Consider the following 21733-nt stretch of genomic DNA (forward strand, 5'->3'; position numbering starts at 1 on the left):
CTCACCTGCAGATCGGTGATTGTCGGATGGTGCCGGTCGGCGAGGCCAGCGCGACGATGGTCGGCACGAGGGTGGCGAGCGCGGGCAGGAAAGTCACACCCATGTTGCACAGGTAGGTGTTGAGGTAGGACCCTTCCTGGCTCGCCCTGGCCAGCCCCTTCAGCAGGGCGGGCAGGTTGAAACCCAGGTAGGCGAAACTGTCCTTGTTCTGCTCGAAGTGCTTGGTGAATCCCGGTTCGCGCGTGAGGAATTCGTTCAGCTGTGGCCGCACGTCGTCGACGACGGTAGCGAGGCGACCGGTCACCGACGCGACTGTCGTCAACGACCCAAGCAGCTCGTCGCGGTGGCGCGAGAGCCCGTCGATGATCGACCGTGATTGCGTGAGCAGAGTGCTCACCTGGCCGCTGTGCGCAGCCAGATCTCCCACTACCTGGCTCAGGTTCGTGATCACCGCGCCCAGCACCTGATCCGGCCCCGCGACGGACTCGGCGAGGGTGGAGATCTGCGCGATCAGCAGGACCAGCGAGGTGTTGTCGCCCTGGAGCGCGGTGATCAGCGCACCGGTCACATTGTCGACCTGCTGTGGATCCAAACCGCCGAACAGTGGCTCGAACCCGTTGAGCAGCACCGAGATATCGAACGAGGGTTCGGTGTGTTCGAGCGGGATTTTCCCACCGGGCGACAACTCCTGTGGCTCGCCGAAGTCGGCCAGCGCCAGGCCGAGGTAACGCTGGCCGATGACGTTCTGATAGGTGATCGAGGCCTTCGTATTGCCGAAGACCTTCTGTTGTTCCTCTACTCGGAACCGCACCTCGGCGCGGTTGCCGACCAGCGCGATCCCGTCGACGCGGCCCACCCGCACTCCGGCCATCCGCACGTCGTCACCGACCCGCAGGCCGGTGACATCGCTGAAGACCGCGGAATACGTTCTCGCAGTGCCGTCTACGCCCCGGTGCAGCGTGACAAAGGTGACCCAGATCAGTCCGAGGGACACGATCAAGAACAGGCTCAGCCCGATCAGTGAACGACGAAAGCTCATCGGCCGCCCCCGAACGGCAGTGGAGCGTCGGAGAGCAGTTGGGCCAGTACCGATTCCGCGGCATTGGCCTCCCCGCCCAGAATCCGGCGGATCAGATCCTGCATCTCCGGACTCAGCTGGGGCACCGGATACGACCGCGGATTCATGCTGGGCGACAACTCCTGTTCGGGGATCGCAGTCGGCGCGGTGGCGCAACTCGGCGCGGCCAACTCGCCGTATCGAGGACAGTCCGCGCGGGTGTAGGCGGTGTGTGGGCTCAATCGGAACTGGAATTTCCCGGTGCCCATCTGGGTGTCGGAGTTCCAGAACTCGGCGAACCAGAGATCCGAGATCGTCTTGATCCGGACCACGATCGGCGCGAAGCCGGCGGCCCCCTCGCCCACCACATCGAGTACCGGGACAAGATCATTCGTCACGGTGACGATCTGATCGGTATGTCGGGTCAGGCCGCCGCCCACCGCGGACAGGGTGTTGTTGCCCGCCGAGAGCAGGTTCAGAAGTTCACCCTCGCGTTCGGCGGCCGTGCGTAGCGGAAGCACAGCGGAGTGCAGGGCATCGAGCAGATCAGGGGCCGCCGCGTTCAGGCCGTGCACCGCCTCGGCCATCGCGCCGAGGGTCGACGGACCACCGTCGGGCGTGAGGAGCGCGTCGAAATCCCTGGTGATCCGGTCGAGTTGGCCACCGGCGCGCACGATGTCGCCGCCCCGCCGATCGGTGGCCTGCGCCACCGCGGCGAGCATGCCGACGGTGCTGTCGGATCCGACCCGCCCGGTGGCGGCGATGATCTCGCGCAGCTTGGTCAGGGCGGTCTGGAGTTGGACGGTCGCGAGGCTGCGGTCCTGGGCGATCTCGGTATCGGCGGTCAGCGCGGGGCCGGGCCCGTTGTCCACCAACTGGATCGAGGACACCGCGAAGACATTGCTCGGCACCACCCGCGCGGTGACCGTGCTCGGCACGCTCGACGCGTAGGCCGGGTCGAGCAGCAACTCGACCCGATTCGGACCGCCGTCGGTGGCGAGCGTCACCGCAGCCACGGTGCCGATCAGCAGACCACGGAACTTCACGTCGGATCGGTCAGGTAGGCCGTCACCGAGCTGATCCAGCATGGCGACCACTTCCACCTTGGCGTCGAAGCGGCCCGTCGACTTCATCAACAGCGCCGTGACCACAGCCACCGCGAGCGCGATGAGCAGCACGCCACGCAGCAGCAGCGAGAAGGCGCCTGGACCACGCCCGTCCTTCTCGAACAGAGTCGCCGACATCTACCCTCCCAGCCGTGCGCTGGAACCGATGCCCCACAGACCCACGGTCAACAACAGATTGACGAGGATCATCACCGAGATCGACGCGCGCATCGCCCGGCCCGCCGCCGTGCCGACGCCCTGGGGGCCGCCTGCGGCGTAGAAGCCGTAGTAGCACTGGATCGTCGAGGTGAGGATCACGAACAGAATCGCCTTGATCAGCGAGTACACGATGTCGGGGCCGTTGAGCACCAACTGGAAGTAGTGCTGATAGGTGCCCGCCGACAGACCGCCGGACAGGCCGACCACCACTTCGACCGCCAGATAATTGGCGGCCAGGCACACCAGATACAGGGGAAACATCGCGACCACCGACGCCAGAATCCTGGTGCTGACCAGATAGGGAATGGCGCGAATGGCCATCGCTTCCATCGCCTCGATCTCCTCCGCGATCCCCATCGCCCCGAGTTGCGCGGTGAACCGGCAGCCCGCCTGGGCGGCGAAGGCCAGCGAGGCCATGATGGGCGCCAATTCCCTGGTCGACGCGGTCGAGGCGATCAGCCCGACGGTGGGTTCCATGCCGAGCAGGTGCAGCGCGTTGTAGCCCTCCAGGCCCACGATCGCGCCGCCCGCCGCGCCGAGCACGATGATGACGCCCGCGGTACCGCCGCCGACGACGATCGAACCGTTGCCCCAGGTGATGTCGGACAGGATGCGCAGAAATTCCTTGCGGTAGTGCCGCAGCATCACCGGGATCGAGAACAGTGCCCGAAACAGGAACGTCCCCATGTGGCCGACACGCATGGCCCCGGAACCCAGCCGGACCGCGGCTCGGTAGATCGGCCTGACCCCCGGCGGATAGTACTGCGCGGCCATTACAACCCCTGCCGTGGCAGCAGGATCATGTACAGCTGGGTGAAGGCGACGTTCACGATCATCAGCAGCAGGATCGAGGAGACCACTGTCGAGTTGACCGAATTCGCCACGCCCGCTGGTCCGCCCTTGGTCGTCAACCCCTTCTCGCAGGCGACCACGGCGACGATCGCTCCGTAGACAACGGCTTTGATCATGGTCAGCACCAAATCGTCCACTGTCGCGAAGGAGGAAAAGGTCGCGACGAAACTTCCCGGTGCCCCGCCTTGGACGAAGACATTGAACAGGTAACCCGCGAGAAAGCCGACGAAGCAGACGATTCCCGTCAGCGACACCCCGATCAGCACCCCGGCCGCCAGCCGGGGCACGACCAGGCGGCGGATCACCGAAACGCCCATGATCTCCATGGCGTCCAGCTCGTCGCGGATCTTGCGCGAGCCGAGATCCGCGCAGATCGCCGAGCCGACTGCCGAGGCCATCAGCAGCGCCGCGACCATCGGCGCCCCCTGCCGGATCACCGCGAGCCCACTCGCCGCGCCGGCGAGCGAGGTGGCGCCGACCTGTCCGGCCAGCAACCCGAACTGGATGGACAGCGTCACCCCGATGGGCAAGGCGACAAAGATCGTCGGCAGGGCCGCTGACGATGCCATGAACGCGGCCTGTCGGACGAACTCCTGGAACGCGAATCGGCCGGTGACCACATCGATGGCGAGAAACCGCAACGCACGCATACCGAGGACGAATTGGCCGCCGACCGTTTCCAAGGCGGCAATCGGGTGCCGGCGGAGGTAGCCGCGCGCCCAGTCGGCTATCTCACGCTCGGCCGTTGCCATAGTCAACTCGTGGGGACCAATCCAGCAGTGGCCCGTGGCGCGCTGACACGGAACACTTCGGTGGGGCCGACTTCTTCGGCGGGGAATCCCGCCGTTGCCAAGGCGCACGCTTTGAAAGCGCGCGCAGCGCGGCTCACTCGATGGTGTGTGATTCTCACCCGATCCTCGAGTTCGGCCGGAAGAGCACCGCCCCACAGCGACAGCTCGGCCGAACGGTGGTCGAGACAGTCCAGAATTCCGTCGCGAACACGACAGTCCTCGAACATCTGGGTGGGTACCGCCACAGCATGCGGCCACGTGTCGTGTTTCGGTGCGGCCAGCGACTGTTCGATATCGAGGACTGTCGCACCCAGGATCTGCAACGGGCGGTCGTCGGAGTGGTCGTCGACCAGTACGGTCACCTCCCACCCGGCGGTCGTCCGATCGAAGAGCCAGCCCCCGGCGTAGCGAACGACTTCCAGGGCATTCGGCGCGACGATGGCCAGGCGATATCGCAAGGGATGTCGGCGGGCGTGGGCTCTCCAGTGCGCGGAATCGACGAATTGTGCGGCCATGGGCTTCCCATCCAAACTTCGAATCTGAAGATCTCGACAGGTACGCCCCCGCGCCCGAAATGCGACCGCTCGGAGCCCCTGCCGACCACACGGTAATCCGGTTACTCCCGATGTGACAGCAGTCTCACCCAACTAACTTGTGATCTACATCACAGCGATTGTGCATTGACGTGCGGTGCCAGAATTCGTTCAACCGCAGGTCAGTAGGGTTATGCGCGCGGGCATCCGAGATACCAGCTGGTATCTAGCGGTCCGGTCCGTAGGGACCGGCCAGCGACGGATACACCGGGAACGGCGAGCCTGCCGTGCCGTCGGTCGCGCGGACGCTCTCCGGCGGAGCCACGCTATTGCTCGTCAAGCGGTCGATCGCTCGTTCGAGCGTGGGCAGGATCTCGGTCACGTCGAGTTCCTTGTCGACGAATCGCCCGGTCAACGCGTAGATCATATTGGTGACGATCAGTCCGATGTCCTCGACGTAAGCGGCGTCGTAGCCCTCGAACAACATCGCGGCGACCGGCAGCACGGCGCTGACGCCCTGGGCGTCCAATTGACGGCCACCGATGCCCCGGCGCGCGCGGTGGTAGGCCTCGAGCATCCTGGGATTGCGTTCCCATGGCTCGAAGACGTGTCGTATGACGCGGACCAACCCGTCGCGCAGCGATTCGCCCGCGACAGGCAGCTCCAGCTCGGCGTAACTGTTGATCGCCATCCAGCGGGTGACAGCGGCGACGATCAGCTCGTCACGGGTGGCGAACTTCTTGTACACCGTCGCGAGCGAAACCTGGGCCCGACGAGCAACCTCCTTGAGCTGCAGCTCGTCGTACCCGTCCGACATCAACATCTCCATCACGACGTCGATGATCCGGACCGAGGAATCCGTTTCCGGTGACCGTTTCACCACCTAAAGGTATCGCCGCTGGTCGATCGTCCTGCTCCCGCTCCCTGACTGATCGACGCGACGCCGCGGATCTGGCCGTATTCGTCGATGACCCGGGCCACGCCGATCTCGACGGCACCACCGCCGCCAGCAACCCGCCAGCTCGATCGGACCGTCGACATTCCGAGTTGGTCCGACCGCGATCGGCGCCTGCCGACGGGTGCATCGACTACACCAGGAGCCGCCCGTTCGAACGGCGCACAGCGCTCCGAACCGGGACGCCCCGCTCGACGCGGGCACGGTCCGCGTCGCGATCGACAGCACGTTCGCGCTCGCCGATGCCCGAGCCGCGCACGAACGCTCCGGGCAGGATGGGGCGAGACGTGAACTGACGCCTTCCCATTGGACGGGTGTTTCAATCCAGATTTCCGAAACTGTCGCCGTCTCAACATCATCGACATATTCCGGTTTATTCGCCTCCACGGCGGTCAACCCTGAGCTCATGACCAACTCACGTCATCGGGCACCGAGTACGCCGAGCATGGACCCGACCAGCACAGCCATCCTGTTGGCGACCTGCGTGTTGCTTCCGTTGGGCCTGGCCGCCTCGACCCAGTCGCCGACCGTCGCCTCCCCGGACGCCGCCGGCCTGGGCGCCGCGATGACGATGTCCTCCAAAATGCCGGGCCTTCACCGCCTTTAGTCACCTCCCCCCGTTGAGCATTACGAACATCAGGAGCTGATCCGCATGTCCACCACCGCCACCCGCCCCACCTACGAACACGCCGAACCCTTGTTCGTACACCTGGCGCTGACCGACCCGCGCAGCCCCGAACACGACGCTCTGCGTGAGGAGATCATCGAGATCTGCCTCCCGCTCGCCGAGCACATCGCTCGCAAGTACACCGGCCGCGGTGAAGTGTTCGACGATCTGCTCCAGACCGCGCGGCTCGGCGTGGTCATGGCTGTCGACCGCTACGACGTGACCAGCGGATCACCGTTCCTGGGTTTCGCGGTCCCCACCGCCATGGGTGAAGTGCGTAGACACTTCCGCGACCACATCTGGCCGTTGCACGTTCCGCGTCGCGAAAAAGAACTACAGGGCAAAGTCCGGGCAGCGACCGAAGAGTTGACCCGTCGACTCCATCGCTCCCCCACCGCCCAAGAGCTCGCGACCGAACTCGATGTTCCGGTCACCGATGTCGCCCGCACTCTGGTGGCGGCCAACGCCTTCCAGACGCGAAGCCTCGACACCCCAGCCCGTGACACCGACGGCGATCCCAGCATGACTATCGCCGACACCTTCGGCGACGAAGACCCTCGCTACCAACTGACCGAAGACACGATCACCGTCGCGCCCCTGCTGGCACAGTTGTCGCCGGAAGACCGCCAGCTACTGATCTGGCGGTTCTACGACACACTCACCCAAGGCGAGATCGCCGAACGCCTCGGCGTCTCCCAGATGAGCGTGTCTCGCAAACTCACCAGACTGCTCAGGGATCTGCGTGCCCAGACCACCGACGACCAACTCGTGCTCGCGGGCTGAACTCCTCCTTGGCCCTTCGGGGCGACTGATTGCCCGAGACCGCGCTGTCCTGGGGCAATCAGTCGCCGAAGCTATCAGTCGGCTATCGGGATATCGATAGCCGCGGCACCGTGGAAGGCGGACAGTGTCACCACGGTGCCGGGTTCGGTTTCGCCGGCGTACAAGGGGTCCTCGGTGGCGAGGATGACGGCAAGCCGGTGGTCGGCGGGAACTCGATAGTCCGTGGCCTGCAAGCGCAGTTCGACCGCGGTGGGATGTTCCGGTACGACGTTGCTCACGGTGGTCGCGGCATGGGTGATGATCTTCAGGTTGCCGGTGACCACGTCCAGGTCGAAGAGGTAGGCGACGACGGTGGCGGCCTTGGTGGTGGGAGTCACCGTCAAACGAATTCGCGGGATGCCCGCGATGTGATGCGGCGACGGGAGCGGGGCGCTCGTCCACACCGCTGCGGCGGATCGGTCGACCTCGGCGAGCTTGTGACGCACGGGCATGAGCAGCCGTTCACGGAAGCCATCCATGACCAGTTGATTCACGGCGCGGATATTCGGGTCACCGGAACGGACGCTCCGACTGAAGTCAGAGGGCGGGTCGAGCACCAGCGCACCATCGCCGGATCCGCTCGCAGGTGCGGCGAGGTGGTAGGTGCGGATCGGGTTGGACGACCAATCTTCCACACCGACCGAGGAGGAGACGGTGAAGCTGTGCATAGTCTCGGTGTGCACGACACCATCGTCATCGATGCCGTTGTCGACACCGTTGAGATAGTGGTCGAGCCAGTCGTATGCGGCCTCGGTGGTGCGGGTGTACACACCGAGCAGCAAGCCCGGGATCTCCACTGCCCCATGGTCTCCGATGGCCAGATCCAGGCGCTTGGGGCCGGGGAACTCGGCGAAGTAGCTCAGCAGCTGGTTCTGGGGAAAAATGGTCTCGTGCCAGTAGCTGGTGAAGAAGGTCGGCACGGGGCGGCGCTCATCCGGAATGTGGGCGGGTGACCGCCGTCGTGCGTAATCCAGCACACCGTCGATATTGGTGTTCGTCCGGAAGTCCTCGAGTACCTTCACCAGTTCGGCGCTGGGGTTCTCGCTGATCGCCGCCAGCGCTTCGGCGGCGAGGATGTGGCGGGTCCGGTTGTCGTACAACGCTTCGCCGAGATCGGCCCATGTACTCAGGGCGACAACCGCTTTCACGCGCGGATCGGACTGGGCGACCAGCTGGCCGATACCCGAGCCGTAGGAGATGCCCGCCAGGCCGATACGCTCCGGATCTGCCTGGATTTCCGGGTGCTCGAGCGCCCAATCGATGACCAGCGAGCCGTCTGCGACGTCTTCGGGACCGGCCACCGTCAGCTCACCACCGGAACCGGGCAAGCCGCGCTCGGTATAGGCAACGACGGCGTAGCCGCGCATGAGCAGCCTGATCAGCGCCCCTGAGTACATTTTCCAGCCCGCCGGGTCCAAGCCGGCGGGGAGCACGACAAGCGGATGGGGGCCACCGCTGGTCGGCCAGGCGGCCATCCCGTCGAGCAGATCGCCGTCGTAGCCGGGAATCTGGACCTGAGCGAACCGGCATCGCCCGCGGACGGCGGCGATGTCATCGACCAAGTAGTCGGGGACACCGGCCGTGTTCCCGGTGAGCAGATCGGAAACGACGGCCGACGCGGCGGCTTCCTGATCGGGGGCGAGCAGACGCAGGCGGTTCGGGCGAGCTTCTGGCATGGCGATCTCCTGTCGAATTGGTGTATTTCACGGCAGCAGAACAGTTTCGCGACAAGCAAGGGAGCCACTGCGGGACCAGATTCGAGCCCCCCGCTCGCCAGTTATGCTACATCGACATCAATCATCTGTGTGTTGTGTTGCGACAGTTGGTATCCGGATCTCCCACTCCGCGCTCGTTGACTGATCATGTTCTGCCCCAACGCTTCACAACGTCGAGCGGTCCAGCGCTGCCCTGTCCCGCGCGAGCCGGTACTCGAGGTAGCCGAGGCCACTTCGCGAATTGGCCGAAGTGACCATGTCGTTCCGTGGCGGTTTGGACGAAACGTCCTATCGGCCCAGGTCGGCTGGAGGTAAGACTGCGCGAGGATTATCGGCACTCGTTCCGGATTCACACTCCGGCGATCGGATATTGATGGTGATTTCTAGAAGGACCCTCCGAGATCTGCTCGCATGGCGGTCCGAAAGCACGGCCGTGACAGGAAAGTTCGGCGTTCGCGCCAGTTTGATCGCGATCGTTCTGGTGCCCGGCCTCGCGCTGCTCGCGGTGGGGTCGGCGCGGCGGTGACCACCAGCTCCGTTACGTCCGCACCGAAGCGAGCGGGCACACCGGTGAATCCGAAACACTGAGCTCAGCTCTGATAGCCGGGTCAGCGACACCCGCGTGGGCCAGGGGCCGCGGATTCGAGATCGGTGAGTACTACGCGGTACTCGCGCTGGCCGCCGCGTCCGAACATCCAGACGATCCCGACCTCAGCGAGATCGAGGCTCGTGGGTGGTTGCGCCGACTACACGAGGAACTCGCGTCCTGCGCCAGCATTTCGCCGCTGGCACAGCTGAGCGAAGGCGGCGGAACGGTACTGATCCCCGATGACAGCGACGACACCACCGCTGCCGAGAACCTGTTCGACCGCCTGCAGGCCGCAGCTGCGACACCACTGCGGGCAGCGCTCGCCCATGCCCCCACCCACCAAATCCCCGGGGCGGCAAAGCAAGCCCACGAACTACTCGATCTCGCCGAAAGATTGCACGACATCGTCGAGCCGCCGCTCAGGGACTTTGTCGGGCGCGGCGCATCGCTTCGAGCCGATCGAGCAGTGCCTCGAGAGATTCTTCGAACTCGTCGGCCGCGCGATTGGCCGCCAGTTGGCGCTGCAGGCGATAGACGTGGGGGTAGTCGGCCAGATCCGACGATTCGTGCTGTCCGGGCTCGGCGGTGGCGATCGGGCTCAACTCGACCCCCATCGTCGCTACCTCGAGAAGGAGGTGCCCGAGCAGGAACGTGGCGAAAGACCGATAGATCTGGACTGCCTGACGGTCGTCGAAGCCATAGTGAAGCATGGTTTCGAGGAAGGATTCCATCCAGTTCAGGCTGCGCAGCGGCGGGCACAGCCAAGGCGCTTGCGGTGGACTCGCGGCCATCAACGGGAAGACCTCGGGATGCTCGATGGCGACGCGGCGCACACCGTGCGCGAGGCGCTGCAGGTAGCCCTGCCAGCTGCCGCCCTCATCGTCGGGCTCCATCAGGTTCTGATCGTAGAGCTGGTCGACGAGGTGATCGACCACGCCGGCCAACAGGTCGTCCCGCCCGGAAACGTACCGGTACAGGGCCATGGCCTCGACGCCGAGCCACGAGCCCAGACGGCGCATCGTGAGATGCGCCAAGCCTTCCTCATCGATCAGTGCAATCGCTGATTCCAGGATCAAGACGCGATCCAGCCGCGGGGAGCGACGAGCGCCCCCGTCCCGTTGACCGTTGTCGCGCAGCTCGGCGCCCGAGTCGATCGTGTCCTCGCTCAGGGCTGAGCTCCTGTCAAAATCTTCGGCCCTGGCTGTCCAGCACGCCGCTATAACCCCAGAATACCGGCAAGTTCCGACTGATTTCAATGCACCCCGTCGCGTAGTGATCGTCACAAGGGTTTACAAGGTAAACCGAAATATGTTTATCTTGTAAACGGCAGCCGTGGAGCTGCCGACCCCGGGTTTCGCTCGCGTCACACGGGGAAGTGCTGGGCCGATCGAAGGGAAAGTCGTGTCTGACAACGACAGCGGAGTAGAGGCCGGAGTCAAGGGCGTCGTCGAGGGCGTGAAGGGCAAGGCCAAGGAGGTCGCGGGCGCCGTGGTGGGCAACGACTCGTTGCAGCGCGAAGGCCGTGCACAACAGGACAAGGCCGATGCTCAGCGCGAGGTCGCGGAGAAGGAAGCCGAAGCCGAGAAGGCGCGACTCGAGGCGTCGGTCAACGAAGCGCGCCAGCGCGCCGCCGAGCAGGACTGACAGCTCGCGCCAGCGGGCCCGGCCGGGGGAACCGGCCGGGCACCGTCGGCTCACCGATAGTCACGAGCCACTCGGCTCGGAAAATGAGGAGTGACGTGATGGAAAAGCCCGCGATGCTGCGGTTGGACAGCACGGCGCGAACGACGCCCGGGTGCTCCGACCGGCAATGGGCTGCGCGCGAGGCGGTGCTGAAATGGGCACACAACGAAGACCTCCTCGACAACCCGGTACCGGTGCTCGGCGCCTTCGTCGTCGGGGCATCGGTCTGTTGGCCAGGCGAATCGCTCACCGAGGACGAAGTAGTTCGCGCGTCACTGTGGTTGACGAGAATGGGGCTGTTCAACTCCATCGATCTCGACCCGGCATTCGGTCACCGCGCAACCATCTACCGTCCTCGGATCACCGCCGAAGGAATCCGCGTCGCGCGCGGCCCCGGTGGAGTTCGCGGCGTTTCCTGGCCAGGCGTCACGATTCGCTCGCCCGGCCGGCCGACACCGCCGCCGCGCGATCTCACTCCTCCCCCGCAGCAAACCGGGTAGACGACGGCTGCCGATTCTGCCCCTCCGGATACTTGGGCAGACGCCACGGTTCAGCAGCCGACAGCGTCAGCGACCGCATCGACGAAGTCGTCGATGTCATCACTGCCAGGACGCAGAATCCACAACTCCGGACCACCCTGCAGCGAATCGAGTTCGGCATGGACAACGTCGTTCTCGACCCACAATCTCAACGCGACTCCGTTGAGGAAGGCGAGTTCCCTTGTGGCGGAATCGCTGTGGGCGACCCGCTCCGCGAACTGGCCTGCCAACTGCCTGTACAGCGTCTCCATGCTGTGCAACATACGACTCCTTGCGCGGGGCTGAACGAGCACCAGGTCTTGACCATTGCGCTCGCCGTCGGCCTGTGTTTAATATCGACTTCGCGATCTCACATCGCCGTAAGCGTTCACGTCAATCAACGCTCCGGCCCACCACCCGGTGGTGCTGTTGCCTGATAGCCGTTTACGGAGCAACGATGTCTTCCTTCAAACTTCCCGCCCGCGCCGCCGGTGTGGTTCTGCCACTGCTGCTTTCGCTGCTCATGACCTGCCTGGTCTCCCTGATCAGCACCCTCATGAGTGACGGCATGAACGCCGTGCTGTGGCTGCGCTCCTGGGCGGTGTCCTGGCCGATCGCCTTCCCCATCCTGCTGCTCGTCCTGCCGATCGTCCGCCGACTCACCGCGCTACTGGTCCGACCGGCACGTCCATGATCGCCGGGCCGGCGATCATGGACCATGCTCGACCGTATGCTGATTCGCACAGGTGGCTCCGCCGACGCTGCGGCCATCGCCGCTCTCCATACCGCCAGTTGGCGCATCGCCTACGCGGGCATCTTTCCTGACGAGTACCTCGACGGCCCGGTCGACTCGGATCACTCCACCCGCTGGCGCACGTTGTTGTCCGAGCCGGTCACCGCGGGTGTGTTCGTCGCCGAGAAGGATTCCACCGTCATCGGTTTCGCCTATTTCCGTCCGACCGAAGACGGCAGAGTCCTGCTCGACAACCTCCACGCACACCCCGATGCGCACGGCGTCGGTATCGGTACCGGCCTCATCGAGTCGGGCCTGAGCTGGTCGGCCGCTACCTACCCCGACCGGCCGGTCTACCTGGAGGTCCTCACCGCGAACACACCCGCCATCAAGTTCTACGAGAGCAGAGGCTGGCACCGAACCGGTTCCGGCACCGTCACCTTCGAGGCGGGATTCACTGTCCCCGAATACGAGTACACCTGGCAGCCGACGGGGTGAGCAGCGTGCGACGGCGTCGGCCCCTGGCGGATGCACGTGCGGTCCGTGTCAGTACACCGGAAGTTCGTGTCACCGCGGGGTCGGCCAGGTGGCCAGGCCGTCACTCACAGCGAGTGAGCGGCGTCAGCTGTTCTTGAATGGGTTGAAGGTCTTTCCGATGAGGTAGCCCAGGCGGTTGGGCAGGGGCTTCATAGCGGCGGCGGAGATCTTGTTGACGATGCCCGGGACACACACGGGTCTGCCTTTCATCACCGCGTCCCAGCCCTCGGTGACGACGGCTTCGGGCTGCTGCCAGAGGATACGGGGCAGATGGTCGGCTTTGTCGCGAGTGCCCATGACGTCGTGGAATTCGGTGTGGGTCAAGCCGGGGCACAGGGCCGTGACGTGAACGCCGTGGGGTTTGAGTTCCATGTCGAGGGATTGCGACATGTTGAGGACGTAGGACTTGATGCCGGTGTAGAGCAGGCTGGCTCCGGGTGGAGCGAACGCGGCGACCGAGGACAGGTTGACGATGCGGCCCCAGCGTCGCTTCTTCATGCCGGGGATGACCAGGTGGGCGAGTTCTGTCGGGGCTGTCACCATCAATTGGATCTCGTCGGCCAGGGCGTCCCATGGGGTGTCGGCGAACGCGGTCTTGCCCGACAGTCCCGCGTTGTTGATCAGGACGTCGACATCCAAGCCCTGCTGGTCGGCGTACTCCACGATCGCGGCGGGTGCGGCGGGGTCGGTGAGGTCGGCGGCGAACACCTCGCAGCGAACATCGTGGCGTTCGGTCAGCTGTGAGGCGAGCTCCTGTAGACGATCGACCCGGCGGGCCACGAGCAGCAGTTGATAGCCGTTCGCGGCCAGGTGGTGGGCAAACGTCGCGCCGATGCCGGCGGACGCGCCGGTGATCAGCGCGGTGCGGGGAGATGTGGTCATGGGTCCTTCGTTCGGATGGTGGCAGACAGGTGGGCGGTGTTCAGGCGGGTGGGCCGGGCAGCTCGCGGGGGCCGGGGGCGAAGTCGTGCCGGGCTTCGCCGATGTCGCCGCGGTAGGAGCCGACCGGGCCGGTCAGCAGGAAGGGCCGGGGCACGCGGCGCTGGGCGTCGGTGAATCCCCAGGTGCCCATGCCCAGGTAGACGCCGGGCGCGGCACGCCGCACCTCGTCCACCATGTTGATCGACCCACACATCGAGGCGTAGGCGCGATAGATGAGCGTGTAGGCCGGAGCACCGTCGTAGCGGGACGGGGCCAACAGCGTGCGCATCGGGTAGCGCTGCCGGACCTGGCCGAACTCGGCGAAAGTGTTGTAGCCGCGCCCGCCGTTCTCATCCACGGGCCGGAACGCCTTGCACAGCCACGGACCGAGCGGGTTGGCCACGGCCACCTTTCCGGTCACCACCGCGAACAGGTTCGGCTGGGCCAGCAGAGCGGCGGTGTACTCGCCGTCGATCTCGGCGATCGTGGGGGCTTCCAGGGTGGTGAACAGGGCAAGCAGGCCGCTGGTATCGAGCCGTCGCAGCTCGGCGGCCGCGTTGTCGGTGTCCATGGGAACCAGCCTCATCTCGTGATCTCTTGAACGTCGCTCAAGAAGCCTAACGATTTCTTGAGCGATGTTCAAGATAGGGTGGTCAGGTGCCAAGGAATCGACGCCCGCAGGACCGCGCGGAGAAGCGCGAGGAGATCATCGCCGCCGCGCAGCGCCTGTTCATCGATGACGGCTTCGAATCGGCGTCCACGGCGCGGATCGCCAAAAGCGTGGGAGTCACGGTCAATACGATCTACTGGTACTTCCAGGACAAGGACGAGTTGCTCATCGCGGTCCTCGACCGCATCCTGGCCGAGGCACTCGCCACCTACGCGGAGATCGACGGCCTCTCGTTGAACGAGCGGCTGCTGTGGGTGGTCGACCAGCTGGAACAGCTGCACGGGCTCGTCAACACCGTGCACTCCCGCGTAGCGGCCTCCCCCGCCATCGACGTTTGGCACGCCGGTTTCCACCAGGTGGCCGACGCGCTGTTCGCCGACAACCTCCGCACGGCCGGAGTCACCGAGACCGACCTCGCCGCCATGTCCGCCATCGGCACCTTCGTCATCGAAGGACTCCTCACCCACCAGCGCGACGACGCGGGCAAGCGAGCGATCATCGACTTGCTCGTCCGTAGCCTCACTGCCGCCTCCGGTCGACCCGGGCCGAACTGACCAGCGCCGGGGCCTAGCAGCCCAAGGCTCCACCGTCCCGTGCGCGCATTCAATGCGCCAATCGGGCGGCCATCGTGGCCAGGTTGTCGGCAAAGGTCAGCACGAATTCGACGCACAGGTTGATCAGTTCGTCGCGGCTGATATCCATCCCGCCGTCGAGCCAGGCCAGGACCAATTCGGCGGCGCCGCCGGTAATCATCAGCGAGACCGCACTGACCAGGGTTTCGCTGCCGGCCGGCGGGTCGAGCAGTGCGCGTTCCTGTTCGGCGACGACGTCGGCGATAGTGCGCATGGCGGCGGCGCGGCGGCGCATCAGGATTTCGCTGCCGTGCGCCTCGGCGAAAGCGATGCGGGCGCGGCGGGGGTCGTCGACGACGGATTCGAGGATGGCGGTGACGGCTGCCCGCGTTTTGGCTGCGATGTCATCCGGTGCGGCGGCGAGTGCGTCCAATGAGCTGCGGATCGCGGTTTCGATGATCTCGTCGTGTACGGCGGCAGCGAGTGCGTCGAGGTCGTCGAAGCTCTCGTAGAAGAATCGCGGACCGACCTTGGCCTGTTCGCAGACTCCGCGCACGGTGGTCGCAGCCCAGCCCTGGGTGCCGATGATGTCGAGGGCAGCGTCCATCAGCCGCTGGCGGCGTTCGTCGCGTCGCTGTTCGGCCGAGGTGCCGCGATAGATGCCGGTCGCTGCCCGTGTCACAGCCCTCAGTATGCCGCACAGGAAATAGGAATCAATCGTTTACGGAAACGACTGATTCCTGTATGTTCCAAGTCACACCACATCGCAACGGTGCGAGAGGACAACGAACATGATGTCGACCCTGGGCCGACGGGCCAAATCCGCCGTATCCGCTCTCGCCGAACGATATCCTTCGCAAACCCGCGCGCTGGCAGACCCGCTGCCCGGCAGCGGATTACGTCCGATCATGGGCGATTACGGTGTGCCGCTCATCGGGCACGCCATACCCGCGATGAGCGACAGTCTCGAATTCGCCCGCCGCCGTTTCGACAAGTATGGGCCGGTGCACTGGGCCGGACTCGTCGGGCGACGCGTTGTCATGGTCGCCGGGCCGGAGGCCACCGAAGAGGTACTCGCCGACCGTGACAAGGTGTATTCCGCACAGCGCGGCTACACCTTCTTCATCGGCCCGTTCTTCCACGGCGGCATCCTGCTGCGCGACTTCGAGGAACACCGCTACCACCGTCGGATTCTGCAGCAGGCCTTCACCCGGCCGCGGTTGGTCGGCTATCTCGATATCACCAGCCCGGCCATCGAGCGCGGTATGCGCGACTGGACACCGAATCGCGATTTCCAGCTCTATCCGGCGGCCAAACGCCTGCTGCTCGGCTTGTCCTCGGAAGTGTTCATGGGGGCGAATCTCGGGTCGGAGGCCGCCGGGCTGGAGCGCGCGTTCATCGATGCGGTACGTGGCGGCCAGGCGCTGGTGCGCACGAATCTGCCCGGCGGTCTGTGGGCACGCGGACTGCGCGGACGCGCAGTGCTGGAGGATTATTGCCGTCGCGAACTGCCTGCCAAACGCGCGGGAAATGGCGAGGATCTGTTCAGCGTGTTGTGCCGCACCGCGTCCGAGGAGGGCCATACATTCACCGATCAGGACATCGTCGACCATCTGATCTTCGTCCTGCTCGGCGCGCACGACACCAGCACGATCGCGGTGTCGATGATGGGGTATCAACTCGGATTGCATCCCGAATGGCAGGACCGGCTGCGCGCCGAATCGCAGGCGTTGGGCAAGGAGTCACTCGACTATGCCGATCTGGACCGGCTGCCGACCCTGGATCTGGTCTTCAAAGAGATTCTGCGGATGTACTCCCCTGTCGGGCAGCAGGTCCGCGAAACCGTGCGGGATACCGCGATCCAGGGTCAGTTCGTCCCCGCTGACACCTTGGTGATGATCGGCTCGTACTCGGCCATGCGTCAGGCCCGCTGGTGGAACGACCCCGACGTGTTCGATCCCGAACGGTTCACGGCCGAACGGCACGAGGACAAGGCTCACCGCTATACCTGGGCCCCGTTCGGTGGCGGCGCGCACAAATGCATCGGACTCTATTTCGGCGGTATGACAGTCAAGGCGATCATGCACCGCATGCTGTTGCACTACCGCTGGACCGTGCCCGCCGACTACACGCCGCCGATGGGCTGGGCGACCGGCCCTGTCCCCCTGGATGGCCTACCCATCCGACTCGAACGCCTCGGCGCCTCGGTGTCCGCATGAAGATCGCCGCCGACCGCACCCGTTGCGAGGGCCACGGCATGTGCGAAGCATTGCTGCCCGACATCTTTCGGGTCGACGACGAAGGCACCGTGACGGTGCTGACGGACCGGGTAGCCGAAGCCGAACTCGACGACGTGCGGCTGGCGGTCGACAGTTGCCCGGTGGAGGCTTTGCGCCTGTCCGACTGAAGGACACTCGCGCCGGGGTTGTCGATGATGTCGCCGGAGATGATCCCAAGGCGGCCGGGTGGTCGACTCGGGGTCAGAGGACGCAGCTGACCGGAATCCGCCGTGCGCCGGGTGTGGATCCGCCGCCAGCGCACGCGGGAGTCCATGTCTTCGCCGATCCCGCGTGCCTGTCCGCGGGACCACGGGCCGCGAGGTGAAACCACAGACGGGGGGCATTGTGTCGGCGTCGCCGAATTCAGGCCGCCGCGTAGTGATCGACCCACTCGTTGTAACCACCGATCAGGTCGCTGACCTGCTCGATGCCCGACGATCGGAGCAACGACGCCGCGACGCTCGAGCGCCACCCGCCCGCACAGTGCACGACAATCGGCACCCCGGTAGGGAGCTCCCCGATCCGAGAACGCAACTGCGCCAACGGAATCGACCTGGACTCGGGAATGACGCCGAACTCCCGCTCGCCGGGATTGCGGACATCGACAAGAGTGACCGCACCATCGCCGAGCAACTCGCGCAACTGCTCGACAGTCGTCCTGGGTGCAGCCTGAAGCAGATGCGTCAGTTCGGCGGGGAAGACGCCGTCGTGCTCGACGTTGAAATACCCGACCGCTTCGTCGGACCCGATTCGCGCCAGTCTCAACGCGGCGTCCTGTTCCTCGCCGGGATAGGTGATCAGCACGATCCGGTCGCCGATCTCGGCGACCATTCCGCCGGTCTCGGCGAACCGACCGTCGAAACCGACATTCACCGACCCGCGCACATGCGCCGCGGCGAAGTCGTCCGGGCTCCGGGCGTCGAGAACGCGCGTACCGCGATCCAACTCGCCGAGTAACTGTTCCACCGTGACAGCCGGGATGCTGCGATCACGATCCAGCACTGCCCGATTCTGTTTGTTCAGAGCGGCGTCGACGTGGAAGTACTGCGGGACCGCCGGTTGGCCGTCGGTGATCAGCGCGACGAACGAGTCCTCACTCATCGGCTGGACCGCCGGATTGGTTCGCCGCTGCTCACCGATCGTCGAGGTCAATTCCGTGGACAGGTTCTTCCCGCACGAGGAGCCCGCACCGTGCGCGGGCATGACGATCACCGAGTCGGGCAGGTTCAGCAGTGTCTGATGGATGGTCCGGTACATGGCACGCGCGAGGTCCGAGGTCGAACCGTCGCCGAGGTTCACCAGGTCGGGTCGACCCACGTCACCGATGAACAGAGAGTCGCCGGTCAGCACGGCCGTCGGGCGGGCCGACGCGGTTTCGCGCACCAACAGGCTGATCGATTCCCAGGTATGCCCCGGAGTGGACAGCACCTCCAGATCGACCTCACCGAGCGAGACATGTTCACCGTGCGCGAGTCGCCGGATCGGATAGTCGGTTTCCGCCGCGGTACCGAAACCGATCCACGCCCCCGTGGCCTCGAGCAGCTCGAGGTGGCCGGAGACGAAGTCCGCGTGGAAGTGGGTGTTGATCACCCCCTCGATCGTGAGCCCGTGCCGCTGGGCGTCCTCGAGATATTCGGTGACGTCTCGGCGCGGATCGACGACGATCGCCCGGCCGGTGCTCTTGTCACCGATCAGGTACGAGGCATGGGACAGGCATTCGATGTAGTACTGCTCGAGAATCACGCTTCCTCCAATCCGAACAAGGGCTCTTCGTTGCTGATGTGGACAAGAGTGACATATACCCCCTAGGGTATGCAAGTACCCCGGGGGGTATACACTCGAGCACGCATCAACCCCGAGGCCTGCGGCCACCGACACCCCCTGGTTGATACCCCCCAGGGTATTATTGCCTGATTCCCCATTTCCGAGGAGGCCCCATGTGTTATCCCGTCACCTGCCCGAACTGCAAGAAGACAACATGGGGCGGCTGCGGGTCCCACGTGAGCAGCGTCATGAAATCCATCCCCGCGTCCCGCCGCTGCGACTGCAAGAAAGAGTCCACACCTGCGAACGAGCCGGGGTTCTTCGCTCGCATCCTCGGCCGCTGAGCCCGAGCGCGATGTGATCCACATGCCCGCGGGGGACGTTCCGTGAACCGCCGAACTGGATAGCACCGACCAGACGCGGTGACTCACCACATTTCCCGTGGGCCCAGCGCGCCCCGAAATATACCCCCTCCCGTATAAGGAGTAGTGACATGAGCAGCAACAACGCGGTCGTCAGCGGTCGAACGCCGACGACGAAGCAGGCACCGGGGTCCGCCCCACCGACCGAGCCGGGCGGCGCGTTGGCCCGCATGGGAGCAACGATGACCACGCACGCGAAGTGGGTCTTCGGCGTGTGGTTGATCGCCCTGGTCGCCCTCGGCGCCGCCGCTCCGAGCGTGTTCAGTTCGCTGGCCGGCGCCGGCTGGCAGGCCAACGGGTCGGAATCGGTTCAGGTCCGCGAGCTCGCACAGCAGCATTTCGGCGGGAACTCCTCTGCCGCCGTGCAAGTGGTCGTGCACTCCGATACCGGCACGGTCTCCGATCCCGCGGTGCAGCAGGTGCTCGCCGAGGCGACCGCCATCTTCCAGGGCGACGACCGCTTCGGTGCGGTGATCGCGCCGCAGCCCGGGATGTCGATCAGCCCGGACGGCCACACCGGAGTGCTGATCGCCGGTGCGAACGCGAGCACCGACGAAATGGTCAAGGCTGTCGACGATCTCAAAGGCCAGTTGACGGCGCTGTCGAAGGACGGGGTCGAGGTCTACCCCACCGGCGCGTCCGCGCTGTGGAGCGACTTCAACAAAGCCAACCACGACGCGATGATCAAGGCGGAGATGTTCTCCTGGCCGGTGACGCTGGCGATCATGGTGCTCGCGTTCGGCTCGCTCGTCGCCGCGGGCCTGCCGCTGCTGCTCACACTGGCCGGGCTGATCGCGTCGGCGGGCGGGCTGGTGCTGCTCAACTCGGCCACGCCGATCTCGGTGTGGGCCATGAACTTCGCCATGATGTTCGCCCTGGCTCTCGGTATCGATTACGCCCTGTTCCTCGTCGCGAGATTCCGTGACGCGTTGAGCAAGACCGGCGACTCCCGCGCCGCGGTCGCCGAGACGATGGACACCGCGGGCAAGGCGGTCGTCCTGTCCGGACTGACCGTGCTGGTGAGCCTGTCCGCCGTGCTGCTCGTGCCCGCGCCCGCGGTGCGGACCATGGCCGTCGGCATCATGCTCGCGGTCGCGTTCGTCCTCGCCGCCACCTTGACGCTGCTCCCGGCGGTGCTGGGCAAGCTCGGGCCCAAGATCAACGCAGGTTCGCTGCCCTACGCCAAACGCCAGCAGCACCGGTCGGCGCGCTTCGAGTCCTGGGGCAGACTGCTGCACAAGCATCCGTGGCCCTTCGCCATCGGCTCGCTGCTGATCCTGGCAGCATTGTCGATTCCGGTGCTGGACTTGAAGGTAGCCATGCCGTCGATCCAGGTCGTGCCGACCGACGCACCGGTTCGCCAGGGCTATGAGCTCATCCAGGCCCAGATGGGCGAAGGCGCTCCTGGCATGTTGCAGATCATCGCCCCCGCTGCCGAAGCCGAGGCGACCGCCGCTGCCGCCCGGGCGACCGACGGAATCGCCATGGTCACCCCGCCGACGTCCAGCGCGGACGGCTCCGGTTACGCGATGGTGCAGGCGATCCCGAACGTCGACCCCTCCGACAACGCGATGGGCGCGATCCTCGGCCAACTGCGCGCGGACCTGCCCTCGCAGGCACTCGTCGGCGGCGCCCCGGCGGAGAACCTGGACCTCCAGCAGGCCCTCAACGACTATCTGCCGTTGGTCATCGGCGTCATCCTCGTGCTCGGCTTCGCGTTGCTGCTGGTCGCACTGCAGGCGCCGCTGATCGCGATCTTGGGCACAGTGGTGAGCCTGCTCTCGACCGCGGCGGCGTTCGGCGTGGCCAAGCTGATCTTCCAGGACGGACACGGCGCGAGCCTGCTCGGCTTCACCCCGCAGGGCTTCCTGGACGGTTGGGGGCCGGTGTTCTTCTTCGCGATGATCTTCGCCATCGCGATGGACTACACGGTATTCCTGCTCGCGACGGCCAAGGAGCACTACGAGGAATCGGGCGACCCGGAGCACGCGCACGTCATGGGGCTGGCGCATTCGGGCCGAATCATCGCCGCCGCCGCGGCGGTGATGGTGGCGGTGTTCTTCACCTTCGCCTTCGCCGAGCCGTTGCCACCCAAGGAGATGGGCATCATCCTCGGTGTCGCCGTGCTGCTCGATGCGGTGTTCATCCGGCTCATGCTCCTGCCGGTACTCCTGCGACTGACAGGGCACGCCGCCTGGTGGTCACCGGCGTGGCTGCGCCGCGTGCTGCCGAAGATCAGCTTCTCCCACAGCTGACGCGATGGGGGTATGCATGGCGTGGATCACTCCACCCTGCATACCCCCTGGGGTATAGTGGAGGCAGGCCTCA

Annotated in this window: 23 protein-coding genes; 10 read left to right on the forward strand and 13 right to left on the reverse strand. The window is 65.5% G+C overall.

Translation table 11 applies throughout. The features are described 5' to 3' along the window. Window position 1: 1 nt before the first annotated feature. The 6 genes from ASD42_RS01065 to ASD42_RS01090 form a co-directional block, all read right to left on the reverse strand. A complete protein-coding gene (locus ASD42_RS01065; RefSeq protein ID WP_056809250.1) occupies window positions 2-1039 on the reverse strand; it encodes an MlaD family protein in 1038 nt (345 codons plus the stop codon). Beyond that, window positions 1036-2301, reverse strand: a complete 1266-nt coding sequence (locus tag ASD42_RS01070) for an MlaD family protein (protein ID WP_056809252.1) — start codon at window positions 2299-2301, stop codon at window positions 1036-1038. The genes ASD42_RS01065 and ASD42_RS01070 overlap by 4 nt, the downstream gene beginning before the upstream one ends. Next, complete coding sequence (locus ASD42_RS01075) at window positions 2302-3156, reverse strand: ABC transporter permease (RefSeq protein ID WP_056809254.1); 855 nt, start codon at window positions 3154-3156, stop codon at window positions 2302-2304. Continuing rightward, complete coding sequence (locus tag ASD42_RS01080) at window positions 3156-3986, reverse strand: MlaE family ABC transporter permease (RefSeq protein ID WP_056809256.1); 831 nt, start codon at window positions 3984-3986, stop codon at window positions 3156-3158. The genes ASD42_RS01075 and ASD42_RS01080 overlap by 1 nt, the downstream gene beginning before the upstream one ends. A 2-nt stretch (window positions 3987-3988) precedes the next feature. Continuing rightward, window positions 3989-4483: a hypothetical protein gene (locus ASD42_RS01085; RefSeq protein WP_056815092.1), complete on the reverse strand. Its 495-nt coding sequence runs from the start codon at window positions 4481-4483 to the stop codon at window positions 3989-3991. Between the two features lie 301 nt (window positions 4484-4784). Beyond that, a complete protein-coding gene (locus ASD42_RS01090; protein ID WP_235569261.1) occupies window positions 4785-5438 on the reverse strand; it encodes a TetR family transcriptional regulator in 654 nt (217 codons plus the stop codon). Between the two features lie 481 nt (window positions 5439-5919). Between ASD42_RS01090 and ASD42_RS34740 the strand changes: the two genes are divergently transcribed. Continuing rightward, entirely contained in the window at window positions 5920-6120 is a 201-nt protein-coding gene (locus tag ASD42_RS34740) for a hypothetical protein (RefSeq protein ID WP_162256180.1), read from the forward strand. A gap of 45 nt (window positions 6121-6165) precedes the next feature. Further along, entirely contained in the window at window positions 6166-6963 is a 798-nt protein-coding gene (locus ASD42_RS01095) for a SigB/SigF/SigG family RNA polymerase sigma factor (protein ID WP_056809258.1), read from the forward strand. Between the two features lie 74 nt (window positions 6964-7037). On the opposite strand, the gene ASD42_RS01100 is transcribed toward ASD42_RS01095, so the two are convergent. Together ASD42_RS01100 and ASD42_RS01105 are read right to left on the reverse strand one after the other, a co-directional pair. Continuing rightward, a complete protein-coding gene (locus ASD42_RS01100; RefSeq protein WP_056809260.1) occupies window positions 7038-8678 on the reverse strand; it encodes a CocE/NonD family hydrolase in 1641 nt (546 codons plus the stop codon). 1047 nt (window positions 8679-9725) lie between these two features. Beyond that, entirely contained in the window at window positions 9726-10460 is a 735-nt protein-coding gene (locus tag ASD42_RS01105; protein ID WP_082843951.1) for a TetR/AcrR family transcriptional regulator, read from the reverse strand. A 247-nt stretch (window positions 10461-10707) separates the two neighbouring features. On the opposite strand from ASD42_RS01105, the gene mbp1 reads away from it, so the two are divergent. Both mbp1 and ASD42_RS01115 read left to right on the forward strand, forming a co-directional pair. Continuing rightward, on the forward strand, window positions 10708-10950 hold the full coding sequence (mbp1, locus tag ASD42_RS01110) for a microaggregate-binding protein 1 (RefSeq protein WP_056809261.1): 243 nt from the start codon (window positions 10708-10710) through the stop codon (window positions 10948-10950). Between the two features lie 98 nt (window positions 10951-11048). Continuing rightward, the gene (locus tag ASD42_RS01115) at window positions 11049-11489 is read left to right on the forward strand and encodes a hypothetical protein (RefSeq protein ID WP_056809263.1); all 441 of its coding nucleotides are present in this window, start codon (window positions 11049-11051) and stop codon (window positions 11487-11489) included. Between the two features lie 50 nt (window positions 11490-11539). Here the strand turns inward: ASD42_RS01115 and ASD42_RS01120 are convergent, their stop codons facing one another. After that, window positions 11540-11779 (reverse strand): hypothetical protein, encoded by a 240-nt coding sequence (locus ASD42_RS01120; RefSeq protein WP_063055752.1) that lies wholly within the window; start codon window positions 11777-11779, stop codon window positions 11540-11542. A gap of 185 nt (window positions 11780-11964) precedes the next feature. Between ASD42_RS01120 and ASD42_RS01125 the strand changes: the two genes are divergently transcribed. After that, window positions 11965-12201, forward strand: a complete 237-nt coding sequence (locus tag ASD42_RS01125; protein ID WP_056809267.1) for a DUF2798 domain-containing protein — start codon at window positions 11965-11967, stop codon at window positions 12199-12201. A 36-nt stretch (window positions 12202-12237) separates the two neighbouring features. After that, window positions 12238-12738: a GNAT family N-acetyltransferase gene (locus tag ASD42_RS01130; RefSeq protein ID WP_056815098.1), complete on the forward strand. Its 501-nt coding sequence runs from the start codon at window positions 12238-12240 to the stop codon at window positions 12736-12738. Between the two features lie 123 nt (window positions 12739-12861). On the opposite strand, the gene ASD42_RS01135 is transcribed toward ASD42_RS01130, so the two are convergent. Beyond that, window positions 12862-13659 (reverse strand): SDR family NAD(P)-dependent oxidoreductase, encoded by a 798-nt coding sequence (locus ASD42_RS01135; protein ID WP_056809269.1) that lies wholly within the window; start codon window positions 13657-13659, stop codon window positions 12862-12864. A 40-nt stretch (window positions 13660-13699) separates the two neighbouring features. Then, on the reverse strand, window positions 13700-14269 hold the full coding sequence (locus ASD42_RS01140) for a hypothetical protein (RefSeq protein ID WP_156677355.1): 570 nt from the start codon (window positions 14267-14269) through the stop codon (window positions 13700-13702). An 86-nt stretch (window positions 14270-14355) separates the two neighbouring features. Here ASD42_RS01140 and ASD42_RS01145 point away from each other — a divergent pair, with 86 nt between their 5' ends. Continuing rightward, complete coding sequence (locus ASD42_RS01145; RefSeq protein ID WP_056809273.1) at window positions 14356-14922, forward strand: TetR/AcrR family transcriptional regulator; 567 nt, start codon at window positions 14356-14358, stop codon at window positions 14920-14922. Window positions 14923-14971: 49 nt separating this feature from the next. On the opposite strand, the gene ASD42_RS01150 is transcribed toward ASD42_RS01145, so the two are convergent. Then, window positions 14972-15622, reverse strand: a complete 651-nt coding sequence (locus ASD42_RS01150) for a TetR/AcrR family transcriptional regulator (protein ID WP_056809275.1) — start codon at window positions 15620-15622, stop codon at window positions 14972-14974. Window positions 15623-15731: 109 nt separating this feature from the next. Here ASD42_RS01150 and ASD42_RS01155 point away from each other — a divergent pair, with 109 nt between their 5' ends. Both ASD42_RS01155 and ASD42_RS01160 read left to right on the forward strand, forming a co-directional pair. Beyond that, window positions 15732-17159 (forward strand): cytochrome P450, encoded by a 1428-nt coding sequence (locus ASD42_RS01155; protein ID WP_327152837.1) that lies wholly within the window; start codon window positions 15732-15734, stop codon window positions 17157-17159. Then, entirely contained in the window at window positions 17156-17347 is a 192-nt protein-coding gene (locus ASD42_RS01160) for a ferredoxin (protein ID WP_056809276.1), read from the forward strand. The genes ASD42_RS01155 and ASD42_RS01160 overlap by 4 nt, the downstream gene beginning before the upstream one ends. Before the next feature lie 235 nt (window positions 17348-17582). Here the strand turns inward: ASD42_RS01160 and ASD42_RS01165 are convergent, their stop codons facing one another. Continuing rightward, a complete protein-coding gene (locus ASD42_RS01165) occupies window positions 17583-18962 on the reverse strand; it encodes an MBL fold metallo-hydrolase (protein WP_056809279.1) in 1380 nt (459 codons plus the stop codon). Window positions 18963-19476: 514 nt separating this feature from the next. Here ASD42_RS01165 and ASD42_RS01170 point away from each other — a divergent pair. Beyond that, the gene (locus ASD42_RS01170) at window positions 19477-21660 is read left to right on the forward strand and encodes an MMPL family transporter (protein WP_056809281.1); all 2184 of its coding nucleotides are present in this window, start codon (window positions 19477-19479) and stop codon (window positions 21658-21660) included. Window positions 21661-21733 lie beyond the last annotated feature (73 nt).

Source organism: Nocardia sp. Root136 (assembly GCF_001427185.1).
GTDB lineage: Bacteria > Actinomycetota > Actinomycetes > Mycobacteriales > Mycobacteriaceae > Nocardia > Nocardia salmonicida.